Annotated in this window: 28 protein-coding genes and 2 riboswitches; of the genes, 27 read left to right on the forward strand and 1 reads right to left on the reverse strand. The window is 59.6% G+C overall.

Annotated features, from left to right (window positions below; genetic code table 11):
- Positions 1-40 precede the first annotated feature (40 nt).
- From CVV65_RS07145 to lysA, 26 genes are all read left to right on the forward strand, one after another.
- On the forward strand, positions 41-790 hold the full coding sequence (locus CVV65_RS07145; RefSeq protein WP_100667542.1) for a DUF881 domain-containing protein: 750 nt from the start codon (positions 41-43) through the stop codon (positions 788-790).
- Positions 787-1140, forward strand: coding sequence for a small basic family protein (locus tag CVV65_RS07150; RefSeq protein ID WP_100667543.1), 354 nt, complete (start codon positions 787-789; stop codon positions 1138-1140). Before CVV65_RS07145 ends, CVV65_RS07150 begins: the two co-directional genes overlap by 4 nt.
- A 135-nt stretch (positions 1141-1275) precedes the next feature.
- The gene (gene ftsA / locus CVV65_RS07155; RefSeq protein ID WP_100669270.1) at positions 1276-2496 is read left to right on the forward strand and encodes a cell division protein FtsA; all 1221 of its coding nucleotides are present in this window, start codon (positions 1276-1278) and stop codon (positions 2494-2496) included.
- A 16-nt stretch (positions 2497-2512) separates the two neighbouring features.
- Complete coding sequence (gene ftsZ / locus CVV65_RS07160) at positions 2513-3586, forward strand: cell division protein FtsZ (RefSeq protein WP_100667544.1); 1074 nt, start codon at positions 2513-2515, stop codon at positions 3584-3586.
- 186 nt (positions 3587-3772) lie between these two features.
- Positions 3773-4714 (forward strand): sigma-E processing peptidase SpoIIGA, encoded by a 942-nt coding sequence (locus CVV65_RS07165; protein WP_232059827.1) that lies wholly within the window; start codon positions 3773-3775, stop codon positions 4712-4714.
- 13 nt (positions 4715-4727) lie between these two features.
- Positions 4728-5456: an RNA polymerase sporulation sigma factor SigE gene (gene sigE, locus CVV65_RS07170; RefSeq protein ID WP_100667546.1), complete on the forward strand. Its 729-nt coding sequence runs from the start codon at positions 4728-4730 to the stop codon at positions 5454-5456.
- A 75-nt stretch (positions 5457-5531) separates the two neighbouring features.
- Entirely contained in the window at positions 5532-6317 is a 786-nt protein-coding gene (sigG, locus tag CVV65_RS07175) for an RNA polymerase sporulation sigma factor SigG (protein WP_100667547.1), read from the forward strand.
- Positions 6318-6447: 130 nt separating this feature from the next.
- The gene (locus tag CVV65_RS07180; protein WP_100667548.1) at positions 6448-6738 is read left to right on the forward strand and encodes a YlmC/YmxH family sporulation protein; all 291 of its coding nucleotides are present in this window, start codon (positions 6448-6450) and stop codon (positions 6736-6738) included.
- 47 nt (positions 6739-6785) lie between these two features.
- The gene (gene pgeF / locus CVV65_RS07185) at positions 6786-7643 is read left to right on the forward strand and encodes a peptidoglycan editing factor PgeF (RefSeq protein ID WP_100667549.1); all 858 of its coding nucleotides are present in this window, start codon (positions 6786-6788) and stop codon (positions 7641-7643) included.
- On the forward strand, positions 7630-8379 hold the full coding sequence (locus CVV65_RS07190; protein ID WP_100667550.1) for a YggS family pyridoxal phosphate-dependent enzyme: 750 nt from the start codon (positions 7630-7632) through the stop codon (positions 8377-8379). The genes pgeF and CVV65_RS07190 overlap by 14 nt, the downstream gene beginning before the upstream one ends.
- Positions 8380-8805, forward strand: coding sequence for a cell division protein SepF (locus CVV65_RS07195; protein ID WP_100667551.1), 426 nt, complete (start codon positions 8380-8382; stop codon positions 8803-8805).
- 9 nt (positions 8806-8814) lie between these two features.
- A complete protein-coding gene (locus CVV65_RS07200; RefSeq protein ID WP_232059649.1) occupies positions 8815-9117 on the forward strand; it encodes a YggT family protein in 303 nt (100 codons plus the stop codon).
- Entirely contained in the window at positions 9118-9891 is a 774-nt protein-coding gene (locus CVV65_RS07205) for a YlmH family RNA-binding protein (RefSeq protein WP_100667552.1), read from the forward strand.
- A 75-nt stretch (positions 9892-9966) separates the two neighbouring features.
- The gene (locus CVV65_RS07210; protein WP_013075826.1) at positions 9967-10473 is read left to right on the forward strand and encodes a DivIVA domain-containing protein; all 507 of its coding nucleotides are present in this window, start codon (positions 9967-9969) and stop codon (positions 10471-10473) included.
- A 180-nt stretch (positions 10474-10653) separates the two neighbouring features.
- Positions 10654-13440 (forward strand): isoleucine--tRNA ligase, encoded by a 2787-nt coding sequence (gene ileS, locus CVV65_RS07215; protein ID WP_100667553.1) that lies wholly within the window; start codon positions 10654-10656, stop codon positions 13438-13440.
- A 36-nt stretch (positions 13441-13476) separates the two neighbouring features.
- A riboswitch (M-box (ykoK) riboswitch) is annotated at positions 13477-13644 on the forward strand.
- Between the two features lie 85 nt (positions 13645-13729).
- On the forward strand, positions 13730-15439 hold the full coding sequence (locus CVV65_RS07220) for an ABC transporter permease (RefSeq protein WP_100667554.1): 1710 nt from the start codon (positions 13730-13732) through the stop codon (positions 15437-15439).
- Positions 15440-15453: 14 nt separating this feature from the next.
- Positions 15454-16737, forward strand: coding sequence for an ABC transporter ATP-binding protein (locus tag CVV65_RS07225; RefSeq protein ID WP_100667555.1), 1284 nt, complete (start codon positions 15454-15456; stop codon positions 16735-16737).
- Between the two features lie 108 nt (positions 16738-16845).
- Positions 16846-17196 carry an anti-sigma F factor antagonist gene (gene spoIIAA / locus CVV65_RS07230; RefSeq protein ID WP_100667556.1) on the forward strand — a complete coding sequence of 117 codons (351 nt, stop codon included), beginning with the start codon at positions 16846-16848 and terminating at the stop codon, positions 17194-17196.
- A 1-nt stretch (position 17197) separates the two neighbouring features.
- Positions 17198-17644 (forward strand): anti-sigma F factor, encoded by a 447-nt coding sequence (gene spoIIAB, locus CVV65_RS07235; RefSeq protein WP_100667557.1) that lies wholly within the window; start codon positions 17198-17200, stop codon positions 17642-17644.
- Between the two features lie 8 nt (positions 17645-17652).
- A complete protein-coding gene (gene sigF / locus CVV65_RS07240) occupies positions 17653-18423 on the forward strand; it encodes an RNA polymerase sporulation sigma factor SigF (protein ID WP_100667558.1) in 771 nt (256 codons plus the stop codon).
- A gap of 130 nt (positions 18424-18553) precedes the next feature.
- Positions 18554-19219, forward strand: coding sequence for a stage V sporulation protein AA (locus CVV65_RS07245; RefSeq protein WP_100667559.1), 666 nt, complete (start codon positions 18554-18556; stop codon positions 19217-19219).
- On the forward strand, positions 19209-19631 hold the full coding sequence (locus CVV65_RS07250; protein WP_133121249.1) for a stage V sporulation protein AB: 423 nt from the start codon (positions 19209-19211) through the stop codon (positions 19629-19631). The genes CVV65_RS07245 and CVV65_RS07250 overlap by 11 nt, the downstream gene beginning before the upstream one ends.
- A 70-nt stretch (positions 19632-19701) precedes the next feature.
- On the forward strand, positions 19702-20175 hold the full coding sequence (gene spoVAC / locus CVV65_RS07255) for a stage V sporulation protein AC (RefSeq protein ID WP_100669274.1): 474 nt from the start codon (positions 19702-19704) through the stop codon (positions 20173-20175).
- Positions 20176-20268: 93 nt separating this feature from the next.
- Positions 20269-21291 carry a stage V sporulation protein AD gene (locus CVV65_RS07260; RefSeq protein ID WP_100667561.1) on the forward strand — a complete coding sequence of 341 codons (1023 nt, stop codon included), beginning with the start codon at positions 20269-20271 and terminating at the stop codon, positions 21289-21291.
- A gap of 61 nt (positions 21292-21352) precedes the next feature.
- Entirely contained in the window at positions 21353-21703 is a 351-nt protein-coding gene (spoVAE, locus tag CVV65_RS07265) for a stage V sporulation protein AE (RefSeq protein ID WP_100667562.1), read from the forward strand.
- A 167-nt stretch (positions 21704-21870) separates the two neighbouring features.
- A complete protein-coding gene (gene lysA, locus CVV65_RS07270) occupies positions 21871-23205 on the forward strand; it encodes a diaminopimelate decarboxylase (RefSeq protein WP_100669276.1) in 1335 nt (444 codons plus the stop codon).
- 83 nt (positions 23206-23288) lie between these two features.
- Here the strand turns inward: lysA and CVV65_RS07275 are convergent, their stop codons facing one another.
- Complete coding sequence (locus CVV65_RS07275; RefSeq protein WP_100667563.1) at positions 23289-24500, reverse strand: D-alanyl-D-alanine carboxypeptidase family protein; 1212 nt, start codon at positions 24498-24500, stop codon at positions 23289-23291.
- A 210-nt stretch (positions 24501-24710) separates the two neighbouring features.
- Positions 24711-24853, forward strand: a riboswitch (FMN riboswitch).
- 95 nt (positions 24854-24948) lie between these two features.
- Here CVV65_RS07275 and ribD point away from each other — a divergent pair.
- Positions 24949-26070 (forward strand): bifunctional diaminohydroxyphosphoribosylaminopyrimidine deaminase/5-amino-6-(5-phosphoribosylamino)uracil reductase RibD, encoded by a 1122-nt coding sequence (ribD, locus tag CVV65_RS07280; protein WP_407928396.1) that lies wholly within the window; start codon positions 24949-24951, stop codon positions 26068-26070.
- Positions 26071-26074 lie beyond the last annotated feature (4 nt).

Genomic DNA, 26074 nt, shown 5'->3' on the forward strand with positions numbered 1-26074 from the left:
GCGGGGAGCCGATCGCATAGATGACAAAGGGGCGAAAAGGGTGGCAGATACACAGGGACCCCAAGTAACGGGTCGTTCGAAACGGACGCTGTATATCATCTTGTTTGCGGCCTCTCTGATCGTCGGATTTATGGCTGCGGTGCAGATCTCCACGGTTCGGCAGCCGGCGACGGCGCGGAGCGACATCGTGGAACTGCGAAGCGAATTAGCCCAGCAGCAGGCGAAACAGGAAGGGTTGCTCAAAACCTTGGACGATTTACAGCATCAACTGGAGAAATACCAGGCCACAGGAGGAAATCGCGCCGGAATGGCGGAAGCCTTGGTGCAAGAGGTTCAGGATGCCAGGCGCCAAGCGGGTCTTGAACCCGCCAGCGGCCCGGGGGTGATTGTCACCATCCGGGATCTTCCAGGCCCCGCGATTACTGGGCAGGACACGCACGTATACGATTGGATGTTACAGATGATCGTCAATCTTCTGTATGGCAACGGGGCTGAGGGGATCGCCCTCAATGGCCAGCGTTTGATCACCACGTCATTTATTCGCGAGGTGAATGGGGTGATGCAGGTTGACACCCACCCCATTTCCATGCCTTACGTGATTGAGGCGGTGGGAGATCCCGACCGGATGAAAGCGGCCCTCACCATCAATCCGATTGTTCAGGACTACCGTCAGATTGGAAAAGAAGTGACCATCGAGGTGCGCAAGGGCGGTGAGGTGGTCAATCTGCCCGCCTACCATGATCCAGTGGAATTCCGTTTTGCAAAGAAAGAGGTGACCGGGGGATCATGATCTGGTTGTCCATTGTGGGGTTGATCCTCGGAGTGTTGCTCGGCTTGGCGTTTAATGTTACCATTCCCCCTCAATTCTCCAGTTATCTCTCTATTGCCGTTTTGGCGGCGCTAGATACGGTGTTCGGGGGGATACGGGCAGGGTTAGAGGGAAATTTCGACAGTCGCGTCTTTATCAGCGGGTTCTTTTTTAATACGTTGCTGGCAGCTTTTCTCGCCTTTATCGGCGTGCAATTGGGCGTTGATCTTTACTTGGCAGCGGTTTTTGCCTTTGGAGTGCGATTGTTTCAAAATATCGCGACGATTCGGCGCATCCTGATGGACCGCAGGTGGCCATCTTCCTCTCCGTAATCGATTTTTCGCCGGATGCCGGGATATCCGGCGCTTCTTTTTTGTGAAGATGCCTCCGAAAAAAAAGGGATTCCCTGCGTGGCGTCGAATTTTCTAGGAGAGCATCTAAGGGAGTGGGTTTGGGGGTGCCGTTGTTTGACCAAGGGCGACATCATCGTCAGTCTGGACGTTGGGACATCCAAGATCCGGATCATCATCGGAGAAGTAACAGGCAGCAACTTGAACGTGATCGGCGTCGGGACGGCACCGGGTGACGGGATCCGCCAGGGAGCCATTGTCGATATCGACAAAACGGTCCAGGCGATTCGAGAAGCGGTGGAACATGCTGAACGGATGGTCGGCGTGCATATCCAGTCGGCCTACGTCGGGGTATCCGGCAGCCACATCGCCTTGCAATCCAGCCATGGAGTGGTGGCGGTCTCGTCACCGGACCGCGAGATCACCGAAGATGACGTCGATCGCGTTCTTCAGGCCGCCCGGGTCATGGCCCTGCCTCCCGAACGGGAGATCGTGGATGTCGTTCCAAAGGAATATATCGTCGACGGGTTGGAAGGGATCACCGACCCCCGTGGTATGATCGGAGTCCGGCTGGAGGTGGACGCCCATATCATTACGGGATCCCGGACGGTTATTCACAATTTGGTGCGATGTGTGGAGCGCGCCGAGATGGAGATTGCGGGTCTTGTCCTCCTCCCTTTGGCAGCCGGGTCCGTCGCCCTCTCCCCGGATGAAAAGAAGCTCGGCGTCGTGCTGGTCGATCTGGGTGCCGGGGCCACGACCATCTCGGTGTTCGAGCGGGGTGCCCTCGCCGGGGTCAGTGTGCTTCCGGTCGGCGGAGACTACGTGACGAACGATATTGCCATCGGTCTGCGGACGCAAACGGACGTGGCCGAGAAGATTAAATCCAAACACGGCTGGGCGATGGTGGCTTTGGCACCCGGGGACGAGCGGTTTAAAGTCCCAAGGATTGGCAACCAGGATGAAAAAGATGTGTCGGCGCAGGAGTTGGCGACGATCATCGAACCGCGGCTGCAGGAGATGTTCTTCCTCGTTCGCCGAGAGATTGAGCGTATGGGGGTGGCGGGGGAGATTCCCGGAGGCTATGTCCTCTACGGCGGCGTGTCCGCCACCCGCGGGATCGACAAGCTGGCCGAACATGAGTTGGCCGCTCCGGTGCGGGTCGCTGTGCCCGAGTTTTTGGGTGTGCGGGATACTTCGTTTGTCAATGGGGTGGGCATTATCCGATATGTGGCCAACCATAGCTACCGCCGGGCTGTGGATCACCAGCCCGCTCGCAAAGGGGCGTCCCCCGGATTGATTCGACGAATAAAGAGTTGGTTTGCCGATTTTATGTGAGCGGAGGGACACGGTGATGCTCGAGTTCGAATTCGACACGGAGCACCTCGCACAGATCAAGGTGATCGGCGTGGGAGGAGGAGGCTGTAACGCGGTCAACCGGATGATTGAGTCCGGGATCAAAGGCGTGGAATTCATTGCGGTGAACACCGATGCCCAGGCTCTGCAGTTGTCCAAGGCCGAAAACCGTCTGCAGATCGGGGAGAAACTCACCCGGGGCCTTGGGGCCGGGGCGAATCCGGAGATTGGGAAGAAGGCTGCCGATGAGAGCCGGGAGCAGATCATGAACGCCCTGCGGGGAGCGGATATGGTATTCGTAACCGCCGGGATGGGGGGCGGTACGGGCACCGGAGCGGCGCCGGTGATCGCCGAGATCGCCAAAGAACTCGGGTCCCTGACGGTGGGCGTGGTGACTAAGCCTTTCAGTTTTGAAGGGCGGCGTCGGATGAACCAAGCAGAACAGGGAATCCAGCATTTGAAAGAAAAGGTGGATACACTGATCGTCATCCCCAACGATCGGTTGTTGGAGATCGTCGATCGCAATACGCCCATGCTCGAGGCGTTCCGGGAAGCGGACAATGTGCTGCGCCAAGGCGTGTCGGGGATCTCCGATCTGATCGCCGTCCCCGGATTGATCAACGTGGATTTCGCGGATGTGAAGACCATCATGACCGAGCGGGGTTCGGCCCTGATGGGCATCGGAGTGTCAAGTGGGGAAAACCGAGCCGCGGAGGCGGCCAAAAAAGCGATCTGCAGCCCACTATTGGAAACCTCCATCGACGGGGCTCGGGGAGTGCTCATGCATATTGCTGGCGGCAACAATCTCAGCCTGTTCGAAGTGAACGAAGCCGCAGATATCGTTTCCTCTGCGGCCGACCCCGAAGTGAACATGATTTTTGGTGCGGTGATCAACCAGGATTTGAAGGACGAGATCGTCGTGACGGTGATTGCCACCGGTTTTGAACACAAAGCCCAGCAAACAGCAAAGCCCGTCAACAAAGTGGAGATCCGACCTTTTCAGAATGTCCAGGCGCCGTCTCAATCGGAAGACTACCATATCCCCGCCTTTCTTCGACATCGGCGAGGATAAGTGGTTAAAGCCAAAGAGCTGGGGCGCCCCGGTATCGGGCGATAAAACCCAGACAGCGCAAGCCTTCGGAGGGACCGAGGGCTTTTTTTATGCCTTCGTCAAGGTATGACAAAGTTTGTCATAGACATGTACTATACTGATTTGTACGGTGCCCCGTGTGGGAAGAAGGTGGAACCGGTGCCGGTGATGTACGGGGACTTGGTGGCGGCGGTGAACGCGGGGATGGACGCCTTGGCCCTATGGGGGACAGCTTGGATCCTTCGCATTCCCCCCCGGCCCCTGCGGGTTCTCGCAGCCGCTTGTTTTGGGGCGGGTTATGCCATGGCGGAACTGTTTCTGCCTGCTCTGGGCGGGTGGTGGGCGCGCATTGTCGTTTCCGCGGCGATGGTTCGCTTGGCCCTGCCCCTGCGGGGCATAGGCTATTGGATTCAAGCTATTGCTTTCTTTTATCTGGCGAATTTTGTATTCGCCGGCGCGATGATCGCCTTGCAATGGGGCGTCGGCGGTACCGCCGGGATCGGCGCGGGTCTTGTGGTCATGAGTGGAACCCCCGCCTGGCTGTGGCGATGGAGAACCGGGGTCTTAGCCCTAGGCATCCCCTTCGGCCTGTTGCTGTTGGCGGGGTTGTACCGGGTCAAGCGGCGCAATGAGCAACTGGTGGATTATACGGCTCGCATGAAGGTCGTCACCCCCCTGGGCAGCCGGGAGGTGCCGGTCCTGCTCGACTCCGGTAATCAATTGCGGGAGCCTCTCAGCGGCTGGCCGGTGATCGTCGCAGAAGCTGAAGGCCTGCGGGGCATTCTCCCGTCCTCCTTGTTCGAGTGGCTTCGCAATGCCCGGGGGCCGGGCAGGGATCCACCGATTGCACCGACCGCGGATCTAGGCGAGGAATGGTCGTCCCGACTTCGGGTGGTCGCCTGGCGTGGCGTTCACGGCCGCGGCGGGTTACTGCCAGCCTTTCGACCGGACGGCGTTCAAATCCGGCAGGGATCCCGGGTCTGGACGGTCGGCCAGGTTTATGTGGCGATCCAGGCGGAGCCCGTAGATCGGCGCCGGCGATACGCAGCCATTGTACCCACATCAGTGCTCGATTCGGCGGGGATCATCGCCGGGTGGGCCGGTCAGTGAAGGAGGACGCGAGATGGGCGAACACTGGGCGAATTGGAAACGGCGTTTGCGGCTGTGGTGGTGGCGGGTTGCCGGGCGCTTATTCCCAGGGGAAGAGGTGGATTACGTCGGCGGGGGCGAAGCCTTGCCGCCTCCCTTAACCCGGGAAGAGGAGGAGGCTCTCTTGCTTCGCTTGACTGAGGGAGACGAATCCGTGCGCTCCACCCTGATCGAGCGCAACCTGCGGCTGGTCGTGTACATCGCCCGGAAATTCGAGAATACCGGGATTTATATCGAGGATTTAGTTTCCATCGGCACCATTGGTCTGATCAAAGCGGTGAACACCTTCGACCCCCAGAAGCGAATCAAGCTCGCTACTTACGCCTCCCGTTGTATTGAGAATGAAATCCTGATGTTTTTGCGCCGGAACAATAAAGTCCGGGCCGAAGTCTCCTTTGATGAACCCCTGAATGTCGATTGGGACGGAAATGAACTGCTTTTGTCCGACGTCCTGGGGACGGAGAACGACACGATCTACCGAAATATCGAAGAGCAGATCGACAAACATCTGCTGTATGACGCTCTGGGGAAGCTGACCGAACGGGAACGAAAGATCATGGAATTGCGTTTCGGCCTCACCGGCGGTCAGGAAATGACGCAAAAAGATGTAGCCGATCTCCTGGGAATCTCGCAATCCTACATTTCCAGGCTGGAGAAACGTATCATTAAACGCCTCCGCAAGGAGTTCAATCGAATGCTATAACTGCATATTTCTTCCCGCTCAGGGGATACTGATGACCGAGCCGTCGGCCCACCCCATCGACGCGGGAGGGACACTATGAAACGCAATAAGGTGGAAATTTGCGGAGTGAATACCTCGCAGTTGCCCGTGCTGACCAACGCCGAGATGCGGAAGCTGTTTGCCGAACTTCAGGCTGGAGATCTTTCGGCTCGGGAGCGTCTCATCCACGGAAACCTGCGCCTGGTGCTCTCCGTGATCCAGCGTTTCAACAACCGGGGGGAGAACGTGGACGACCTGTTTCAGGTCGGGTGCATCGGATTGATGAAAGCCATTGATAACTTTGATCTCGGTCAGAATGTGAAATTCTCGACCTACGCCGTACCGATGATCATTGGGGAGATTCGGCGGTATCTGCGGGACAACAATCCGATTCGGGTCAGTCGATCGTTGCGGGACATCGCCTACAAAGCTCTACAGGTTCGGGATCAGTTAACAAACGAACGGCTGCGGGAACCGACGATCACTGAGATCTCCGAGCAGCTCAACCTGCCCAAAGAGGACGTGGTTTTTGCCCTGGACGCCATCCAAGATCCCGTTTCCCTGTTCGAGCCGATCTATCACGACGGGGGCGACCCGATCTATGTCATGGATCAGATCCGGGATGACCGCAATCAAGACGTACTCTGGGTCGAAGAGATCGCCCTTCGGGAAGCGATGAACAAACTGGGCCAGCGAGAACAAAAGATTTTGGCGATGCGATTTTTTGAAGGCAAGACCCAGATGGAGGTGGCTGAGGAGATCGGCATCTCCCAGGCCCAAGTCTCCCGTCTCGAAAAGTCGGCCATTCAGCATATGCAAAAGTTCATTAAAATCCAGGGCTGAGCCCCACCCGGCCCTCGGCGCCCCCCCGGGCGCTTTTTTGTTGGGCACTTTCCCGGGGTGTCCGCATATATAAAAGGATAAGAAGGGTGAGGGCGACGACTGCGGAAGCAGGGATGAGGCGATACAAGGGATGAAAGCGTCGGAACTCCAGGCGAAAGATGTGGTGAATATCCGGGACGGCGCCCGTCTTGGCATGGTGGGCGATTTGGAAATCGACCTGGAACAAGGGGTGGTCCGGGCCATCGTCGTGCCAGGGACTTCTCGCTGGTTCGGGTTGTGGCGAAACGGCCAGGAGCATGTGATCCCGTGGGACCAAATTGTCAAAATCGGCACGGATGTGATCCTCGTGGAGTTGCGACCGGCTACCGAAGGCGGGAGTTATCGCCCGGCGGATGGACCGGGTGTGTCCGAGGGCTACTAGATGTGGTACACTGGTGGCGAGAACGCAGCGGCTGGGGGAGCGGGGGCATGGAGTGGGAATTGGCCCGCGAAGCGGGCGTGACCTATTGGCGGGTTCCGGCTTGGGAGGAACAGGGCCGGGTGAGAGCCCGTTTTTTCACCCGGGTGGGCGGGGTGAGCCGTCCGCCCTATGATGGTTTGAATGTTGGCTTCTCGACCAGGGACGAGGCGGGGGCTGTGCTGGAGAACCGCCGCCGGGCGGCGGAAGCCTTCGGAATGCCCCTGGAACGCTGGACCTTCTGCCGGCAGGTTCACGGGGATCACATCCTCACGGTCTCCTCAGCCGACGCCGGCCGGGGGGCCCTGAGCCCGGAGAACTTGTTGGGGGAAGCGGATGGTCTGGCCACCCGGGATCCCGGCGTGGTTTTGGCGGTCCTTGCGGCAGATTGCGTGCCGATTCTGTTGTACGCGCCCGATGTCCCCGCCGTGGCTGCCGTGCATTCGGGGTGGCGGGGCACCGCGATCCGGACGGTGGAGGCGGCGGTTCGGAAGCTGGCAGGGTGGGGGGCGGATCCGACGCGGCTTTACGCCGCCATCGGTCCTTCCATCGGACCCTGTTGCTATGAGGTGGATGAGAAGGTGCGGGAGGTGTTCCATCAGGGGTGGAAGGTCGTCCCCGAGGGCGTTTTCGCTCCGAGGCACCCGGGACATTATTTCCTGGACCTGTGGCGGGCCAACCGGGAGGTTCTCCTGGATGCGGGGGTGTCTGAGGATCGGGTGGCAGTTCTCGGGGTGTGCACATCCTGCCGGCCGGACTTGTGTTATTCCCATCGAAGAGACAAAGGGGTCACAGGCCGGATGGCCGCCGCCGTGGCCCTGGTGGATGATGGCGGGGTGGAGGAGGACGATCGGCGTGAGCACGGGTGAGCGCATTGCTGAGGTGAAAATGCGCATCGCCCGGGCGTGCGCCCGGGTGGGCAGAGATCCTTCGGGCGTGCGCCTTGTGGCGGTGAGTAAATACATTGATGCAGCCCGGGCCAGGGAGTGGGTTGAGGCCGGGCTGACGGACCTCGGAGAGAACCGTCTGCAGGTGGCGCGGGAGAAGTTGGAGGCATTGGGCTCTGGGGTGACCTGGCATTTTATCGGTCATCTACAGACCAATAAGGTCAAGGCGGTCATTCAACATTTCGCGTGGCTTCACTCTTTGGACAGGCCTTCCTTGGTGGACGCCTTGGCCAGGCGGTTTGCGGAAGGGCCGCTCGAGGGGCCGCCGCTGAAAGTTTTGGCCCAGGTGAACGTCGCCGGGGAAGAACAAAAAAGCGGAGTGGCCCCGGAAGAAGTCGGGGATTTTCTCGATTACATACAGACCAAAAATCGATTTTCCCGATGGATCATGGCCGGGTTTATGACCATGGCCCCAGTGGTCAACGACCCCGAAGAGGTGCGCGGAGTGTTCCGGGAGCTGCGACAACTCCGGGACCGCTTTGTCCATCACCCGGTGTGGCGGAATCGGGATAAGCTGGAGCTTTCGATGGGCATGTCCAGAGACTTCGAGGTGGCGGTGGAAGAAGGGGCCACCATCGTTCGCCTCGGGAGAATTTTGTTAGACAACGAGAGGACAGGCCCTGAGGCCGAGTCAAACGGAGAGAGGGGAGTGGGATGAATGGGCGACCGGATGCGTCGTTTCTTTCAGTTCCTGGGGTTCGGGGATGAGGAGTGGGTAGAGGAACCCCGGGAGGAGGAGATCCCCGGGCCGGCGCCGGGCCCCGGGAAGAAAGGGGCGGTGGTCAGCCTTCACCAAGCGAAGTCGGTCAAATTGGTTCTCTGCGAACCCGCCCGGTTTGAAGAAGGGCAAGGGATCGCCGACCACCTCCGCAACCGCCGGGCTGCGGTGATCAATCTGCAAAAAGTCCCTTATGAAGAGGGCTTGCGGATCATGGATTTTCTCAGCGGCGTCCTGTATGCGCTGGGGGGGACGATGCAAAAGATCGGGCCCCAGATCATCCTGTGCGCCCCGGACAATGTAGACGTTCAGGGGGCGATCTCGGAATATCTCAGCGGCCAGGAATCTCAGGACAAAACGAGGTGAGTGGACGCATTGAATCTGTACATCACAGTTAGCCAGGTGGTTGGCATCCTTCTCCAAGTCTACTGGTACCTGCTGGTCGCCCGAGCATTCCTATCGTTCTTTCCCGACGTCTGGGACACGTCCCTCGGCAGGTGGCTCATTCGCCTGACGGAGCCGTATTTGGCTCCCTTCCGCCGCTTCATCCCAAGTTTGCCCCTTGGAGCCATTTCCTTGGACCTTTCCTACATCGTGGCCCTTGTCGTCTATTATTTCCTTGAGCGGGGTGTCATGCTGCTGCTGTTCTGGATTTTTCGCGCGGTGGGGATGGTCTAGGTGTCGTGGCCGTGGGAAACGCATCTTCTGCCCGCGGAGCGCCCCTTTGCCCGCCAACTGGCACACTGGGCAGAGGAGGCCGGGCGGCGGTGGCGACCGGTGCTCACCGACTTTTATGATCTTCGCCGCCAGTGGATTGCCAGGGTGGTGGTGGCTTCGGTCAGCGAGATCGAGCTCAAGTCCTGGGGCGGGTATCCCGATGCCGAGCGGGTCCGGCTGTGGATTGGGCCGGAGGGGTGGGAACCGGGGGAAAGCGACTGGCAATTGGGATTTGTGAAGGTGGAGGTCCCTGGAGCCGAGTGGACGCACGGGGACGTGCTGGGGTCGATTCTCGGACTCGGGGTGCGGCGGGAGAAGATCGGAGATATTTCGGTGGTTCCGGGGGCGGCCTGGTGTGTGACAGACCGAGAGATTGCTTCGTTTTTGTGCGTGCATTGGCAGAGGGTGGGGCGATATTCGGTGCATCCCCGCGTCGTTTCTCCGGGCGAGTTCGTGCCGCCGCGGCAATCGTGGCGGCAAGAGCGTGTTACAGTGGCCTCCCTGCGCCTGGACGCGGTGTTGCACGAGGCGTTGCACTGGTCGCGGGCAAAGGCGGCGGAGTGGATCAAGAAAGGGATGGTGCAAGTGAATTGGGCGGTGTGCCAGGACGGCGCCCGGCCGCTTGCGGAAGGGGACGTCATCTCGGTGCGCGGGGTGGGCAGGCTGAAAATCCTCGCGCTGGAGGGGGAGAGCCGACGCGGAAGGCAGATTGTGCGGGTGGGACACCTGGAGTGAGCGGGTGCAGGATTTCCCCGCCGGGCGTCGAATTCTAGGGACAGCAGGGATGCCGATTCGGGGGAGGTGGACGGCGTGTCATTAACGCCGTTGGATATTCACAATAAGGAGTTTAGCGTATCCTTTCGTGGCTATAATCAAGATGAAGTGAATGAATTCTTACGGCAGGTCATCCAAGAGTTCGAAGGATTGATCCGGGAGAACAAGCAACTGGCCGAGCAGAGCCGACTCTTGGAAGAACGCCTGGCGCACTTCTCAAATCTGGAGGAGAGCTTGAGCAAGTCCATCGTCGTAGCCCAGGAAGCGGCGGAGGAGGTCAAGGCCAACGCCCGCAAAGAGGCCCAGTTGATCGTGCGGGAAGCGGAAAAAAACGCCGACCGGATTGTCAACGAAGCGTTGATGAAATCTCGAAAGATCCTGATGGAGATGGAAGAAATCCAAAAACAGGTCTCCGTGTTCCGCACTCGCCTGCGCTCTTTGGTTCAGGCCCAATTGGAGATGATCGAAGCCCGGGACTGGGATGACCTGGCAGAAGACCTGCAGCAGGCGGGGCAACTGGAGTCCGGGACCGGAAGTCGGTGATGAGCCCGATTTGACAGGCTTTCTGGCAATCTCTATACTGGTGGTGCGGATTGGCGTCGCCGGGCGGTGGGTGCGGCGCCGCGGGAGTCAGGAGAGGGTTGTGCGGCGAAAGGTGACGGCCTCTCGTCCCTGCGCGGGGATGGGGGCTTTTTGTTTGTCGGGTGGAAAGGAGGACGCCTCATGGACTACAGCCATACGTTACATCTGCCGAAGACCGATTTTCCCATGAAGGGGAATTTGCCAAAGCGGGAGCCGGAGATCCAGCGGCGTTGGGAAGAGATCGGTCTGTACCGCCGATCGGTGGAGATGCGGCGGGGACGGCCGAAGTTCATTCTTCACGATGGTCCGCCTTATGCGAATGGGAACATCCACGTTGGCCACGCCTTGAACAAGATTTTGAAGGATATGATCGTGAAATTCAAAACGATGGACGGCTTTGAAGCCCCCTATGTACCCGGGTGGGATACTCACGGTCTGCCCATTGAACACGCGATTATCAAATCCAAGAACCTCAATCGCCACGAAATTGACGTGTTGGAGTTCCGGGAGATGTGCCGGCAATACGCTTTGGAGTACATCGACCGGCAAAAGGGGCAATTTAAGCGTCTGGGGGTACGAGGGGATTGGGATCATCCGTATATGACCCTGGAGCCGGGTTATGAGGCCGTTCAGATCCGCATTTTTGGCGAGATGGCCAAAAAAGGTTATATCTACCAAGGCCTCAAGCCCGTCTACTGGTGTCCGTCCTGTGAAACGGCCCTGGCCGAGGCGGAGATTGAATACCGCGACAAGGTGTCACCGAGTATCTATGTAAAATTTCCCGTTGTGGACGGTCAGGGGGTCGTGGATGCAGCGGGGACCTCGGTGGTCATTTGGACGACGACGCCCTGGACGCTGGTGGCGAACCAAGCTGTGGCTCTGGGCCCGGATTTTCGCTATATTTTGGTGGAAGTGGGCAGTGAGCGATGGGTGGTGGCCAAAGACCGGTTGTCAGACGTGCTGAAAGCCGCGGGGCGGGATCCCGGAGCAGGGCGGGTCATCAAGGAATTCGACGGCAGGGTGCTAGAGGGGGCGATTCTCCAGCATCCTTTCCATAAGGGTCGGCAGGTTCCGGTGGTGCTGGGCGATCATGTCACCCTGGATGCAGGTACCGGCGCCGTTCATACGGCTCCGGGCCACGGCATGGAGGACTATCTGGTCGGCCTCAAGTACCACCTCCCGTTAGAAGCTCCGATTGATGACCGAGGCCGTTTTACCGAGGCCGGTCAGCCGGTGGCGGGACAATTCTACGCGAAGGCCAACGATGTTTTGTGCGATCTTTTGCGCCGGGAAGGGGCCATGGTGGCCGAGGGGGAAATCCGCCACCAGTACCCGCACTGCTGGCGGTGCAAAAATCCGGTTATCTTTCGGGCCACGGAACAGTGGTTTGCCTCCATCGACAAGTTTCGTCAGGAGATGCTGGACGAGATCGAGAAGGTCCAGTGGATTCCCTCCTGGGGCAAACAGCGGATTCACAACATGGTGGCCGAACGCCAGGATTGGTGCATCTCCCGCCAGCGGGTCTGGGGGGTGCCGATCCCGATTTTTTATTGTGAAACCTGTGGGGAAACGGTGATCGACGACCAGACCATCGACCATGTGGCTCGGTTGTTTGAGCAGCACGGCTCGCAGGTGTGGTTTGCCCGGGAGGCCAAAGACTTGCTCCCGGAGGGCTATCGGTGCCGATGCGGCGGCGATTCGTTCCGCAAGGAAACGGACATCATGGACGTGTGGTTTGACTCGGGGTCGAGCCATATGGCGGTGTTGGAGCGGAGGCCGGAGCTTCGCTGGCCCGCCGACATGTACCTGGAAGGATCGGACCAGCATCGGGGATGGTTCAATTCATCCCTTTCTACGGCTGTGGCGGTAAAGGGACAAGCTCCTTACCGGGCGGTGCTGACCCATGGATTCCTGTTGGACGGCGAAGGGCGCAAGATGTCCAAGAGTCTAGGGAATGTGGTGGATCCCCTGGAGGTGATGGATCGCCTGGGGGCGGATATCTTGAGGCTCTGGGTGGCGTCGGTGGATTACCGCTCGGATGCCCGGGTGTCCGACGCCATCCTGAAGCAAGTCGCCGAGGTCTATCGCAAGATCCGGAATACTTTCCGGTTTTTGCTTGGGAACTTGAACGATTTTGATCCGGCCGCCCACCGCACATCTTACGAAAATATGACAGAACTCGACCGCTGGGCCCTGGATCAACTCCAACGGCTGGTAGAACGGACGAGTGCCGCGTATCGGAATTACGAGTTTCACCTGGTGTTTCACGCCGTGCACAATTTTTGCGCCGTTCAGATGAGCGCTTTTTACCTCGATGTGCTCAAGGACCGGTTGTATTGTAGCCGTGAGGCGGATCCGATTCGGCGGTCGGCCCAGACGGCCATGTACGAGATCCTGGTGACTCTGGTGAAATTGGTGGCTCCCATCATCAGTCACACCGCTGATGAAGTGTGGAGTTACATTCCGGGGGTAAAAGGGCCGAGCGCCCAGTTGGAGGACTGGCCCCAGGTGCGGTCCGAGTGGAAAGATGACGCCCTGATGCGCAAGTGGGAACGGATTCTGGAGTTCCGGTACGAGGTGGCCAAGGGGTTGGAGACAGCCCGACAACAGAAGGTGATCGGCAATAGCCTCGGGGCGGCGGTGGAGGTGTGGCTCGGTCCGAGATTTGAAGACATCCGGGAAATGGCCGAGGAGCTGCCCCAGATTCTCATCGTTTCCCAAGTGTCGGTTCACGGACCGGAAGAGACGGTCCCTTCGGACGCCTTGGAATTTGAAGGAGTCAGCGTCAGAGTCACCCCCGCTCAAGGTGAAAAATGTCAGCGTTGCTGGATGGTGTTGCCTGAGGTCGGGACGGTGGAGGGTCACCCGGACCTGTGTCGGCGGTGCGCCGAGGTGGTCGATGGGCTTCCCCTTGATGACCGATCCTGAACGTGCTACAATCGCCATGGCCAAACAAGAAGATTTCACCATCCTCGTTAGGTGAGGCGTGTGTACAAACACAGGCCACTGCCCGGAAACGTCGAAAGACGCCAATGGGTAGACCAGGGATTGCCGGATTAAGGCTTTCCCTAAGGTGGCTGAGCATCCGGGCTCTACGTTGTACACTGCCGAAGCTCAACCAGGGGGAAGGTGTGCGTTTTGCGCATGGTTTCCCCCGGCTTCGGGGGTTTTTTTGTGGAGTAAAGACCATCCTGTGGGAAGAAAGGGGGAGACGGAGATGCCCGCCTACGGACAGGTCCGAAAAAAGACGGCTTGGTGGGTGGATGCGGCGTTATTGGCCGGGGTGCTGGGGCTCCTGTACGGCATCGTGCAGGTGGGGAAGGGGATGGTAGAACCTTATGCGCCCCAGTCGATGACCGTTTCCCTCGACCCTGCGGCCCTCCCATACTACGCCGGACGGAGCTTAATGCGGATGTTTTTGGCTCTCGGGGCTTCGGTGGTGTTTACGGTTTTGTATGCCCGCCTGGCTTCCCGGAGCCGGCTGGGGGAACGCATTCTGATCCCTCTGCTCGATATTCTGCAATCGGTCCCGGTGCTCGGGTTCTTGTCAGTGACGGTGGTCGGGTTTATGGCACTGTTTCCGGGGAGTTTGTTGGGACCGGAATTGGCTTCGATTTTTGCGATATTTACCGGTCAAGTGTGGAACATGACCTTTGGGTTTTATCAATCGATTACAGGAGTCCCGAAGGAACTCCGGGAGGCGAGTCGGCTATACGGGCTCGGCGGGATCCGCCGGTTTTTCGTGTTGGATTTTGCGTACGGGGCGGTGCCGTTGGTTTGGAACAGCATGATGTCCTTTGGGGGAGGATGGTTTTTTCTCGCCGTCAGCGAGTCCATCACCGTGTTGCACCGGGATATCCGCTTACCCGGGATCGGATCGTACATGGCGGCGGCGATGGATGAGGGAGATGTCCGAGCTCTTTTGTATGCCATGGTCACCATGGTCATCGTCATTATTGTCGTGGATCAACTGTTCTGGCGTCCCCTGGTCGCATGGACCCAGCGCTTCAAAGTGGAGCAGACGGCGGGTCTGGATCTGCCCACTTCGTGGATGTTAACGCTATTGCGGCGTTCCCACATTGCCGAGTGGGCCCGCCGGGTGTTTTTTGAACCGGCCTGGTCGTGGATGATTGCGGGGCGGCCCCCTCGGGCGCCTCGGATCCGGAAGCCTTCGGTGGCCAAAAAAGTCGTCTCCGCAATGATCTGGGCCGCGGTGTTTGTGGTCGTGGTGTACTGGATCATCCGGGGCGGGCTGATGCTGAGGGAACTGGGGTGGAGAGAACTCCTTTCCCCGGTGCTTTATGGCGTACTCACTCTTCTCCGGGTGGCGGCGGCGGTGCTGCTCGGAGCGCTGTGGACGATCCCCGTGGGCGTGTGGATCGGCACGCACCCGAAATGGTCCCGGGTGGCCCAACCGGCGGTTCTGGTGGCGGCTTCGTTTCCGGCCAATATGTTTTTTCCGCTGATTACCGCGGCTTTTTTGTCCTTGCACGTAAGCCTTGAGTGGGGATCGGTGGTACTGATGATGCTGGGAACCCAGTGGTATATCTTATTCAATGTGATCGCCGGGGCGTCAGCCATTCCGGGCGACCTCCGGGAAGCGAGCGATTTGATGCGCCTTGGCGGATGGCGCCGATGGAGGCTGCTCATTCTGCCCGTGATTTTTCCGTCTTTGGTCACCGGGCTGGTGACGGCGGCCGGAGGGGCTTGGAACGCGAGCATCGTCGCCGAGGTGGTTTCCTGGAAGGGGACCCAGCTGGCGGCCACCGGGCTCGGGGCGTACATCACCCGGGCGACCACCAATGGCGATTGGCCGGCGATTGTCTGGGGTATTGTCGTGATGGCCGCTTTTGTCGTCGCGGTAAACCGCCTGTTGTGGAGGCGTTTGTATCGGTTGGCTGAAAACCGGTACCGGTTGGAAGTGTGAGAGGGGGGGCAGGGATGGCTCTTCTAGAATTGCGCCACGTGTCCAAGGACTGGGAAGTGGGTCCGGGTACTACAACGACGATCCTCAAAGATGTCTCGCTCAAAGTGGAAGAGGGGGATTTTGTCGCCCTCCTCGGCCCTTCGGGATCGGGCAAATCGACCTTATTGCGGATTATCGCCGGGTTGATTCCCCCCACCGAGGGTCAGGTCTTGTACCACGGCCGGCCGGTGGATGGGGTGGCGCCAGGAGTGGCGATGATTTTTCAAAACTTTGCCCTGTTTCCGTGGCTGACGGTGTTGGAGAATGTCGAGCTCGGGTTAGAGCGGACTGACATGCCACCTGCGGAAAAAAGGCAGCGGGCTTTGCAAGTCATCGATATGGTGGGCTTGGACGGCTTTGAGACGGCGTTTCCGAAGGAGTTGTCCGGTGGCATGAGACAGCGGGTGGGTTTTGGCCGGGCACTGGTGGCCGAACCCGATATCCTCCTCATGGATGAACCCTTTTCGGCCCTGGACGTGTTGACCGCTGAGAATCTGCGCCGGGATCTGTTGGAATTGTGGCTTGAGAAAAAGATTCGGACCAAGGCCATCGTCCTCGTTACCCACAGTATTGAGGAGGCGGTGTACCTGGCCAGCCGGGCCGTCGTGCTTTCCCGGGACCCGGCCCAGGTGGTGACGGACATCCGAATCACTCTGCCGCACTGGCGGGATAAACAGTCCCCGACTTTTCTTTCGTTGGTCGATCAACTCTATGCCATTATCACCCGACGAACCCCCGTGGCAGAAGCGGTGCCTGCGGCGGCAAAATCGATGACCCGGGTGCCGGAGGTGCGCTCGGGTGCCCTCACGGGACTGCTGGAGCTTTTGGATGATCTGGAAAGCCGCACGGATTTGTATAAATTGGCGGACAACCTGATGCTGGATGTGGAAGATTTTCTGCCCATTGTAGAAGGGGCCGAACTTTTGGGGTTGGTCAAGGTGGAGCACGGCGACATTGAACTGACCGACGTCGGGCGGCGGTTTGCCGACGCCAGCGTGCTGGAGAGAAAGGAAATTTTTCGCGATCTGGTGTTAAAAAAGGTCCCGACCATGGAGAAAATGTTATGGGTGCTTCAGTCAAAACGGAATAAGCAGATTGCCCGGGAATTTTTCCTGCAGATTTTCGAGCGGAGGTTCAGTCCGGAAGAGGCGGCCAAGCAACTGGATATTCTCATCGACTGGGGGCGCTACGCGGAACTGTTCGGCTATGATGAGCAGGGAGGGCGCCTGTATCTTGAAGGGGAAGAGGATGCGCCGTAAGGGTCGAACCGTGGCGGATTCCCTCGATTTTCCTGTTCTTTTGTCGATGGGCAGGATTTCCCGGCCCGCATCGCGAATTGCTGGTGAAGATCGGGAGGAGGGAAGGGCATGTCTCTGGAGGTGGAGGCGGTGCATCGGTCGGGGGTCGTGGTGGCCCGGTTGCGGGGGGAGTTGGACCATCATACGTCGGATGCGGTGCGGACCAAGGTAGACGCACTTTTGGAAGAGACCGGTTCGATTCGGTTGCTGTGGAACCTGTCGGATTTGTCCTTCATGGACAGTTCAGGTCTCGGGGTGCTGCTGGGCCGGTATCGCAGGATTAGCCAGGGTGGCGGGAAGATGGCCTGCTGCGGTTTGACAGCACCCGTGCGGAAACTGTTGGAGTTGTCCGGGGTGCTGCGTATCGTGCCGGTGTATGAGGACGAGTCCAGCGGCATCGCCGCATTGAGGGAGGCCTAGGATGAGCGCGACACGGAATGTGATGCGATTGGAATTCTCCAGTCGATCGGAAAACGAATCCTTCGCTCGGGTGGCCGTTGCCGCATTCGTCGCTCAGCTTGATCCGACCGTGGAGGAACTCACCGAGATTAAGACCGCCGTCTCGGAAGCGGTGACGAATGCCATCATTCACGGATACGGGGACCAGGAAGGGATGGTGAGCATCACCTGCACCCTTGAGGGAGACACGGTGGAGATTATGATAGACGACCAAGGAGTGGGCATCGAGGATATCGAGTTGGCCCGCCAGCCCATGTATACCTCTCGCCCAGATTTGGAGCGGTCGGGCATGGGCTTTACGATCATGGAAAATTTCGTGGACAAAGTCGAAATCACGTCCCGCCCCCGCCAAGGTACCCGGGTGCGCCTGGTCAAGCGGTTGAAGAGCCGGACGACGTCGGAACACTAGGTGAGATCATGCAACCGGAGAGGGATTTTGGTTCGACAAAGGCGAAACTGACCGATGAACAGGTCAGGGAACTGATCGCGCAAAGTCAATCCGGGGATGCGGGGGCTCGGGAGACGCTGGTTCTCTTTAACCAGCGGCTGGTCTGGTCGGTGGTTCAGCGCTTTTTGGGTCGGGGTTATGAGCCGGAGGATCTGTTCCAGATCGGGTGTATCGGGCTGATGAAAGCGATCGACAAGTTTGATCTCAGTTATGACGTAAAATTCTCCACTTACGCCGTTCCGATGATCATCGGTGAAATTCAGCGCTTTTTGCGGGATGACGGCACCGTCAAAGTGAGCCGATCGGTCAAGGAGACCGCCCGGCATATCCGCAGGGCCCGGGACGAGTTGGCGAAACGTTTGGGGCGGCAACCCCATATCAATGAGCTTGCCGAGGAACTGGGGATGGACCCGGCGGAAGTGGTGTTCACCCAGGACGCCATGAGGGCTCCGGCTTCGATTCACGAGACGGTGTTTGAGAACGACGGGGACCCGATTTTACTGATGGACCAGATCGCCGACGAGGAACAAGAGAAATGGTTTGATCGTCTGGCGCTCACCGATGCGTTAAACCGGCTCCCCGAACGGGAGAGGCTGATCGTGTTCCTTCGGTTTTTCAGGGACAAAACCCAATCGGAAGTGGCGGAAGTGTTGGGGATTTCTCAAGTTCAGGTCAGTCGCTTGGAGAAAAAGATCTTGAACCGGATCCGCCGGCAGCTTCTCGGCGAGGATGAGGAGTAGGGCTTCGCCCGAAGGGAGGGCGGAGCTTTTTTTGGCCTTCTGGGCCGGGGGCACCGGCGGGGATGAAGGACTTTGGACGGGCGGGAAAAATTGGGCATACTAACGGGGAACCGGGAGGAGGCGGATTCCCTTGGAGTTTGCGCCGGAGGTTGATGTCTACATTCGCCCGAAGGAACGGTTGAGTCTGCGGCCCGGGGAGCACCTGACCGTCGGCCAGGCGGCGGAGGTGGTGGCGGTGGATTCCGGCGGGGGAGACCTGAGGCGGGTTGTTGTGGGGATCCCCGTTTCGGATTGGAGTCCCCGGCAGGGGGGTGTGCGGGTGGTTCAGGCGATTGACCTGGTGGCGGCCATCAAGCGGCGCCTGCCCCACGTCAATGTCCACTTGATCGGGCCGACGGAAACGATTGTCGATCTGGAGGAGCCTGGCGGCTCGAAGCCGTCATGGCTCAAAGTGGCGGCGGTGTGGCTCCTGCTTTTCGTGGGTTCCGGATTGACGATCATGAACTTCCACGCCGACGTGAGCATGGTCCGGGTCCACCAGCGGGTATATCACCTGATCACCGGTGAATACAAGGCCCATCCTTATATTTTACAAATCCCCTATGCCTTTGGGGTTGGACTGGGGATGGCCCTGTTCTTTAACCATCTGCTCCGGCGGAAAATCAACGAAAATGAACCCAGCCCTCTCGAGGTGGAGGTTTTTCAGTACGAGCAGATGATCAATCAGTATGTGATCACCCGGGAGGGGAGTCGTCAGGAACGGGTGCCGGACCCGCGTGAGGCCCATGGTTCGTGAGGGGATGGCGGCAGCGGTGGGGTTGGCCTGGGGCGTGACGGTGGGGAGTGGGTTTCTGGCGCTGTTGTCCGTATTGGACGTGGTGCCGAGGCTCGTTCAGTTAACCCGGTTTAAGGGGGGATTGTTGGCCTATCAGTGGGCACTGATCGCCGGTGCCTTTATTAGCACGTTATCGGAAATTTTCCCCATGCCCATGAGCCTATCCCGGTGGATGGCCGCGGCATGGGGTCTTTTTGCCGGGGTATTCGTGGGGATGGTGGCCGGGGCGCTGACCGAGGTGTTGAATGTGCTTCCGATCCTGGCCAGGAGACTTCGCCTGGAGCCGGTTTTGCCGCTTCTGGTCTCGGCCATGGTCATCGGCAAGATGATGGGGTGCCTTGTGAATTTTCTATTTCCGGAGTTGTCGCCCTAGGGCGACGAGGCATAGTGCCGCTTGGGTCTGTGCATGCTACATGGGGTACCAGGGGATGGAGGAGATCTGGATGAGCGTCGGAACGCCGGATGATAAGCGATTGCAGAAAGAGTATCAAATGGTCGTCAAACGGCACCGCCCTCCTGTACCGGCGGCGCGCAATGCCCTTCGGGCTTTCGTCGTGGGGGGATTGGTCTGCGATCTTGGCCAGTTCATCCAGTATTTGTACATGCGCGTCGGGGGATTTGACCGAGAAGCGGCAGCCAATCCCACAGCGGCGACTCTGGTCTTTGTCGCGATTCTACTGACCGGCCTAGGGTTATACGATCGCTTTGCCCAATGGGCCGGGGCGGGCTCGGCAGTCCCGATCACGGGGTTTGCCAATGCCATGTCCTCGTCGGCGATTGAAGCGAAAAGTGAAGGGTTGGTGCTCGGAGTAGGGGCAAACATGTTCAAAGTGGCGGGGCCTGTGATCGTTTTTGGCGTGGTGGCGGCGTTTTTTGTCACCTTGATTCGCGCGGTGCTTCCCCGGATCCTGGGATAGGCCACCGAGTCAGGCAGTGGGTCCGCCGTTTCGGGTGACGAGTTTCAGGAGGCGGGTCCGTTCACCGATTTTCGAGTAAAGGGGGCGGGAACCGTGGCCCGGTCGGTGGGGAGTCAGACGTGGCAGTTTGATCGGGTGTTCCTGGCCGGGGAAGCGGCGGCGGTGGGGCCGAAGGAAGGCGAGGGGCCGCTGAGGGACGATTTTGACGGGATTTTTCCCACCCCCCATGCCGGGCAGCCGAATTGGGAGAAAGCCGAGCAAACTTTTCTCCAATACGCCTTCGACCAAGCCTTGGAGAAGGCCGGGAAGCGCAAAAAAGATGTGGGATTGTTCGTTGCCGGAGACCTCATGAATCAGATCACCACTTCCACTTTTGTAGCCCGTTCCCTTGCCATACCCTATCTTGGGGTGTTCAGCGCCTGTGCGACCATCGGCGAGGCTTTGGCGGTGGCCGCTTTGGCGGTGGATAGCGAGACGGAAACTCTGGTGGCCGCGGGTACGGCCAGCCATAACGCCACGGCGGAGCGGCAGTACCGGTATCCGACTGAATACGGAGCCCAGAAAAATGACGCTGCCCCCTGTACGGTATCCGGCGGCGGAGTGGCACTCCTGGCCCGGAACTCGGCGGGCGGTCCCGGCAGGGTTCGATTGACTTTCGCTACCCTCGGTAAAGTGATCGATTTGGGCGCGAAGGATCCGACGGACATGGCCGCGGCCATGGTCCCGGCGGCCGCCGATACGTTAGCTGCACATTTCTCGGACCTGAACCGCCGGCCTTCGGATTATGATCTCATCGTCACCGGGGACCTGGGATTTCATGGCATGCCGGTGCTTCGGGAATGGTTCGGCCGGTACGGTTACGATCTCGGGGATCGGTACGCCGATTGCGGCGCCCTGATTTACTCACCGACCCAGCCCGAAGTGTTTAATGGGGGCAGCGGATCGGCCTGTTGTGCAGTGGTGACCTTTGGCCACCTGGTCCGTCGGCTTCGTCGGGGGGAACTGCGGCGGGTGCTCGTTGCCGCCACCGGAGCCCTTCATTCGACGGTATCGGCCCAGCAGGGGGAAACGATTCCGACGATCTGTCACGCGGTCGTTTTGGAGCGGGAGGATTGATCCGTAACGTCCCGGGTCCGGAAACGGACGGGTTCAGGTGATAGCGAAAGGCGGGAGACCGATGATTTATGTCTGGGCATTCGTGGTGGGCGGCCTGATCTGCGTGATCGGACAACTGCTGATGGACGTGGGCCGGCTGACTCCGGCCCACACCATGACAATCCTGGTGGTCAGTGGAGCTATCTTGGACGGGTTGAACCTGTACGATCCGCTGATCCAGCTCGCCGGGGCCGGGGCCACGGTCCCCATCACAAGCTTTGGTCACGCCCTCACCCACGGAGCGTTGATGGAAGCGGGACAACACGGGATCGTCGGGGTCATCACGGGAATCTTCGAGGTGACCAGCGCCGGCATTTCCGCCGCCATTGTTTTCAGTTTCCTTGCGGCCTTGGTGTTTAAGCCGAAAGGTTAGTGGCCACCCGGCGGAAACGAATCTGTCCTTTGGAAAAGACCCGGTGAGGCGGGGTTTTTCCCCATACCGATCGTTGTACCTCGTAGTGACCCGTGATATAATCGGCCTAACCGGCGCCGGCCATAAACCGGTTGCCTTTGTGATTCGGAGAGGGGAAGAAAGCATTGGTGCCTTCTTTGGGTACGCGTCGGGTAAACGATCGGGGACACCTGGAGATCGGCGGGTGCGATACGGTAGAATTGGCCGAGCGCTTTGGAACCCCGTTATATGTTTTTGATGAGGCGCTGCTGAGAGAGACGTGTCGGGAGTTTCACGCGGCTTTTCGCAAGGCGGGATTGCGCTATCAGGTGGCTTACGCGGGGAAGGCTTTTTGTACCCAGGCCATGTGCAGGCTCGTGGAGGAAGAAGGCCTTCACCTCGATGTGGTGTCGGCCGGGGAGTTGCATACGGCGCTGACCGCGGGGTTCCCCCCGGAGAAGATTCATCTGCACGGGAACAACAAGAGCCGGGATGAACTGATCTACGGCCTCAAGGCCGGGATTGGCGGATTTGTGGTGGATAATTTTTATGAGCTCGATCTTTTGGCGGAATTGGCAGAGCGCCAGGGGAAGCGCCCGAACATCCTGTTGCGGGTGACCCCGGGCGTCGAGGCCCACACCCACGAGTACATCCAGACGGGACAGCAGGATACGAAATTCGGCTTTGACCTGGCGAGCGGACAAGCTGAAGCGGCGGTCCGCCGCGCCCAGAGGGCGCGGGGGTTGAACTTGGTAGGCCTTCATTGTCATATCGGCTCACAGATTTTTGAGACTGAAGGATTCGTTCTCGCTGTTGAGCGGATGATGGAGTTCTACGCCCGGGCCGTCAATGAGTGGGACGCGTCGCTGCGAATCCTGAATGTCGGGGGCGGATTCGGGATTCGGTATGTGGAAGAGGATCGGCCCCTTCCGGTGGAGGCGTACGTTGCGGCGATCGCCGATGCCGTGAAAAGGGAGGCCCTGAGGCGCGGGGTGGCGGTCCCCGAGGTGTGGGTGGAGCCCGGGCGGCGGATTGCGGGGCCGGCGGGCACCACGTTGTACACAGTGGGGGCGCGGAAAGAGATCCCCGGGGTGCGCCGGTATATCGCCGTGGACGGAGGGATGGCGGATAACCCGCGTCCCATTATCTATCAAGCTCGTTACGAGGCTGTGGTGGCCAACCGGGCCGGGGAACCCGTTGAGGAGTTGGCGGCGGTGGCGGGGAAGTTCTGCGAAACCGGCGACATGCTGATCTGGGACACGCCCCTGGCGCGCGCGGTGCCCGGGGATATCCTGGCGGTTTTCGGCACCGGAGCGTACACGTATTCTATGGCGAGTAACTATAATCGCGCCCCCCGGCCGGCGGTGGTGTTCGTGCGAGACGGGCGGGCGGACGTGGTGGTGCGCCGGGAGACTTTGGATGATCTCATTCGGCTCGACCAGATCCCCGAACGGATGAGAAAGGAACAGCATCCGGTGTCTTGACGGGCTTCGCGTTGGTGGGGTTCCCCTCGGCCTTCCCGGTCCGGAGGGAAGGCCGAGGGCCTCAGACCCGATGGAGGTAACCTTCACAGGTGGCGGTACGGACGGGCAAGAGGTTTTCGTTGGCGGCTCCGGAGTCTCCACAGGGGGATCATCAAGAGTATCCCGGGAACGGCCCCCAACAGCCACCACCAGGACCAGGGCGGCGGATTGACGGCGCGGTCACTCACCAGAGGAACGGTGGCGATGGTCCGTCCGTCTACCGAGAAAACAGCTTGTCCCAAGATGGCACCTTTTTGCAAGGGGAGCTTCGGTTTAATGAGCTCAATGTTGCGGGTGACCTGAGGGGATGTCCCTTGAGCGAAAGTGTACCATACGCTGCGCGATAGGAGAGCGTTGGCGGTCTGATGACCCGGCAATTGCACGGTTTCAGCGGTTTCTCCGGCGGACGCCAACCGCTGGGTGGCAAAGTGTTGAAAACCCCAGTCGAGCAGTTTGGTGGCCTCTTCACGCATAGCTTCCTGTCCGGGGATGTCCATCAGGGTGGCGATCAAGGACTCGTTGCCCCGAGTGGCACTCACCACCATGGTTTGTTGGGCCTGGTCGGTATACCCCGTTTTGATTCCTGTAGCCCCGGGGTATGTCCACAGCATTCGGTTAATATTGACCAGTTCCGATTCCCATTCCTTGCCGTGCCACGGATAGGTCTTGGTGGCCACGATTTGGCGGAAGATCGGGTTCTGCATCGCATACCGCCCGATGAGGCACATATCATAGGCCGTGGTGACGTGATTCGGGTCATGGAGACCGTTGGGATTGGTAAAATGGGTGTGGAGAGCGCCGATTTCTTTAGCTTTGGCGTTCATCATCGCGGCGAAGTCCGCCACGGAGCCACCGTAGTGTTCGGCAATGGCCACAGCGGCATCATTGCCGGAGTTGAGCATCATGCCGTACAGCAGTTCTTCGAGGCTGTGCTCTTCCCCTTCAACTAAATAAATCCGATTGCCATCCTGTAGGGTGGCCAGACGGCTGGTGGTGATTCGGTCGTTCAGGCGCCCCCGTTCCAGGGCGACGATGGCGGTGAGGATTTTGGTGATGCTGGCTGGATAATGGGGTTCGTCGGGGTTCTTGGCATAAAGAACCTGGCCGGTTTTCATGTCCATCAAAACAGCGGAACGCACCGCGAGATCTGGAGGACCGTCGGCCTGATCTGCCCTGGCCGGCACTGCGCCTCGGGGACAGCTCCATACCCATATGACCAATGCTAGGATCGTCATCCATCGAACGGCGATGCGCATGCCTCGTATCTCCCCTGTTCTCAAGCGCTATCTGTCATAGGCACACATACGCTACTCATTCTAATGTACAGGCCAACCTCGGTGCAACGGCCGAAAGTCCCAAGCTCCGTCAGTAGACGCCTGGCGGGCATTGGCATCGCCGGCCGGCGCCGCTCCCTAGCCTTTACAGAAATAGGCGAAGGGCGTATACTGAAACCACAATTGGACATCGAATTCCTTCAGGGCAGGGTGAGGGGCAACCCAATTCCCGACCGGTGGTGACGTCGACAAGGCGAAGTCCACGAGCGGTTGAGTCCGCAGGAACCGGTGAAAGTCCGGTACCGACGGTATAGTCCGGATGGGAGAAGGAACAGGATGAACGGGTGGGTCAGACCGTGAAAACGGTAAGGCTTTTTTCGCCGTTCCCTCTTAGCCCTGGAGGAATTCCGGGGTTTTTTCATTTGGGGGGATGGGGTTGAAAGATGAAGACTGGATGCGGTGGGCTCTGCAGTTAGCCGCCTCTGCCCGGGGACAGACCAGCCCCAACCCCTTGGTCGGCGCGGTGATCGTGAAGGACGGAGAACTCGTGGGCCAAGGGGCCCATCTCAAGGCTGGCGGTCCTCACGCAGAGGTGCATGCCTTGCGCATGGCCGGGGAGAAGGCCCGGGGGGCCACGGTTTACGTGACCCTAGAACCCTGTGATCACCACGGGCGTACGCCACCCTGTAGCCGGGCGCTGATTGAGCACGGCGTGGCCCGGGTGGTGGTGGCGATGGTGGACCCGAATCCGTTGGTGGCGGGAGGGGGTATCCGGCGTCTCCGGCAAGCCGGAGTGAAGGTTGAAGTCGGCCTTTTGGAGAAGGATGCAAGAGCCCTGAATCGGGGGTTTATTCAACGGATGACCAGTGGCCGGCCTTGGGTGATCGCCAAGATCGCCATGACGTTGGATGCTCAGATTGCGACCCGGACTGGTGAGAGTCGGTGGATTACCGGGGAGAAGGCCCGGGAGAAGGTGCATGAGCTTCGGTCCTGGGTGGACGCCGTGGTGACGGGGGTCGGCACGGTGATTGCGGATGATCCGCAATTGACCGCCCGCCCTCCAGGTGGGGGACTCTCACGGCAACCCCTGCGGGTGGTGCTGGACAGTCGGCTCCGGATCCCCGGGGATGCGCGGATCCTGAGCACTGTTTCAGCGCAGACGGTGGTGTGCGCTGGCCGAGGGTTGGCGCCGGCCGAGCGCATCGCTGAACTTGCCGCGAGAGGGGTGGATGTCTGGCTGATCGATCCGGATTCCGAAGGGGGTTTGGATCTGCACCAGGTATTCGGGCGTCTGGGTGAAGCCGGGGTGAACACCGTGCTGGTGGAGGCCGGCGGGCAGCTGCAAGGCAGCGTATTTCGCAGCGGCTTGGTGGATGAAGTGGTGTTTTTCTTGGCGCCGAAGCTGTTGATGGGGAGTGGAATCCCCGCCCTCGCCGGGGAGGGCGTCGAACGGCTGGCCCAGAGCGCCCAACTGGAGATCACTGGGGTGGAGGCGGTAGGGGAGGATTTGAAAGTGACCGCCTTGGTCCGGAGGGCGGAAAAAGGCAGGTGACGAG

The sequence above is a fragment of the Kyrpidia spormannii genome (assembly GCF_002804065.1).
Taxonomy (GTDB): domain Bacteria; phylum Bacillota; class Bacilli; order Kyrpidiales; family Kyrpidiaceae; genus Kyrpidia; species Kyrpidia spormannii.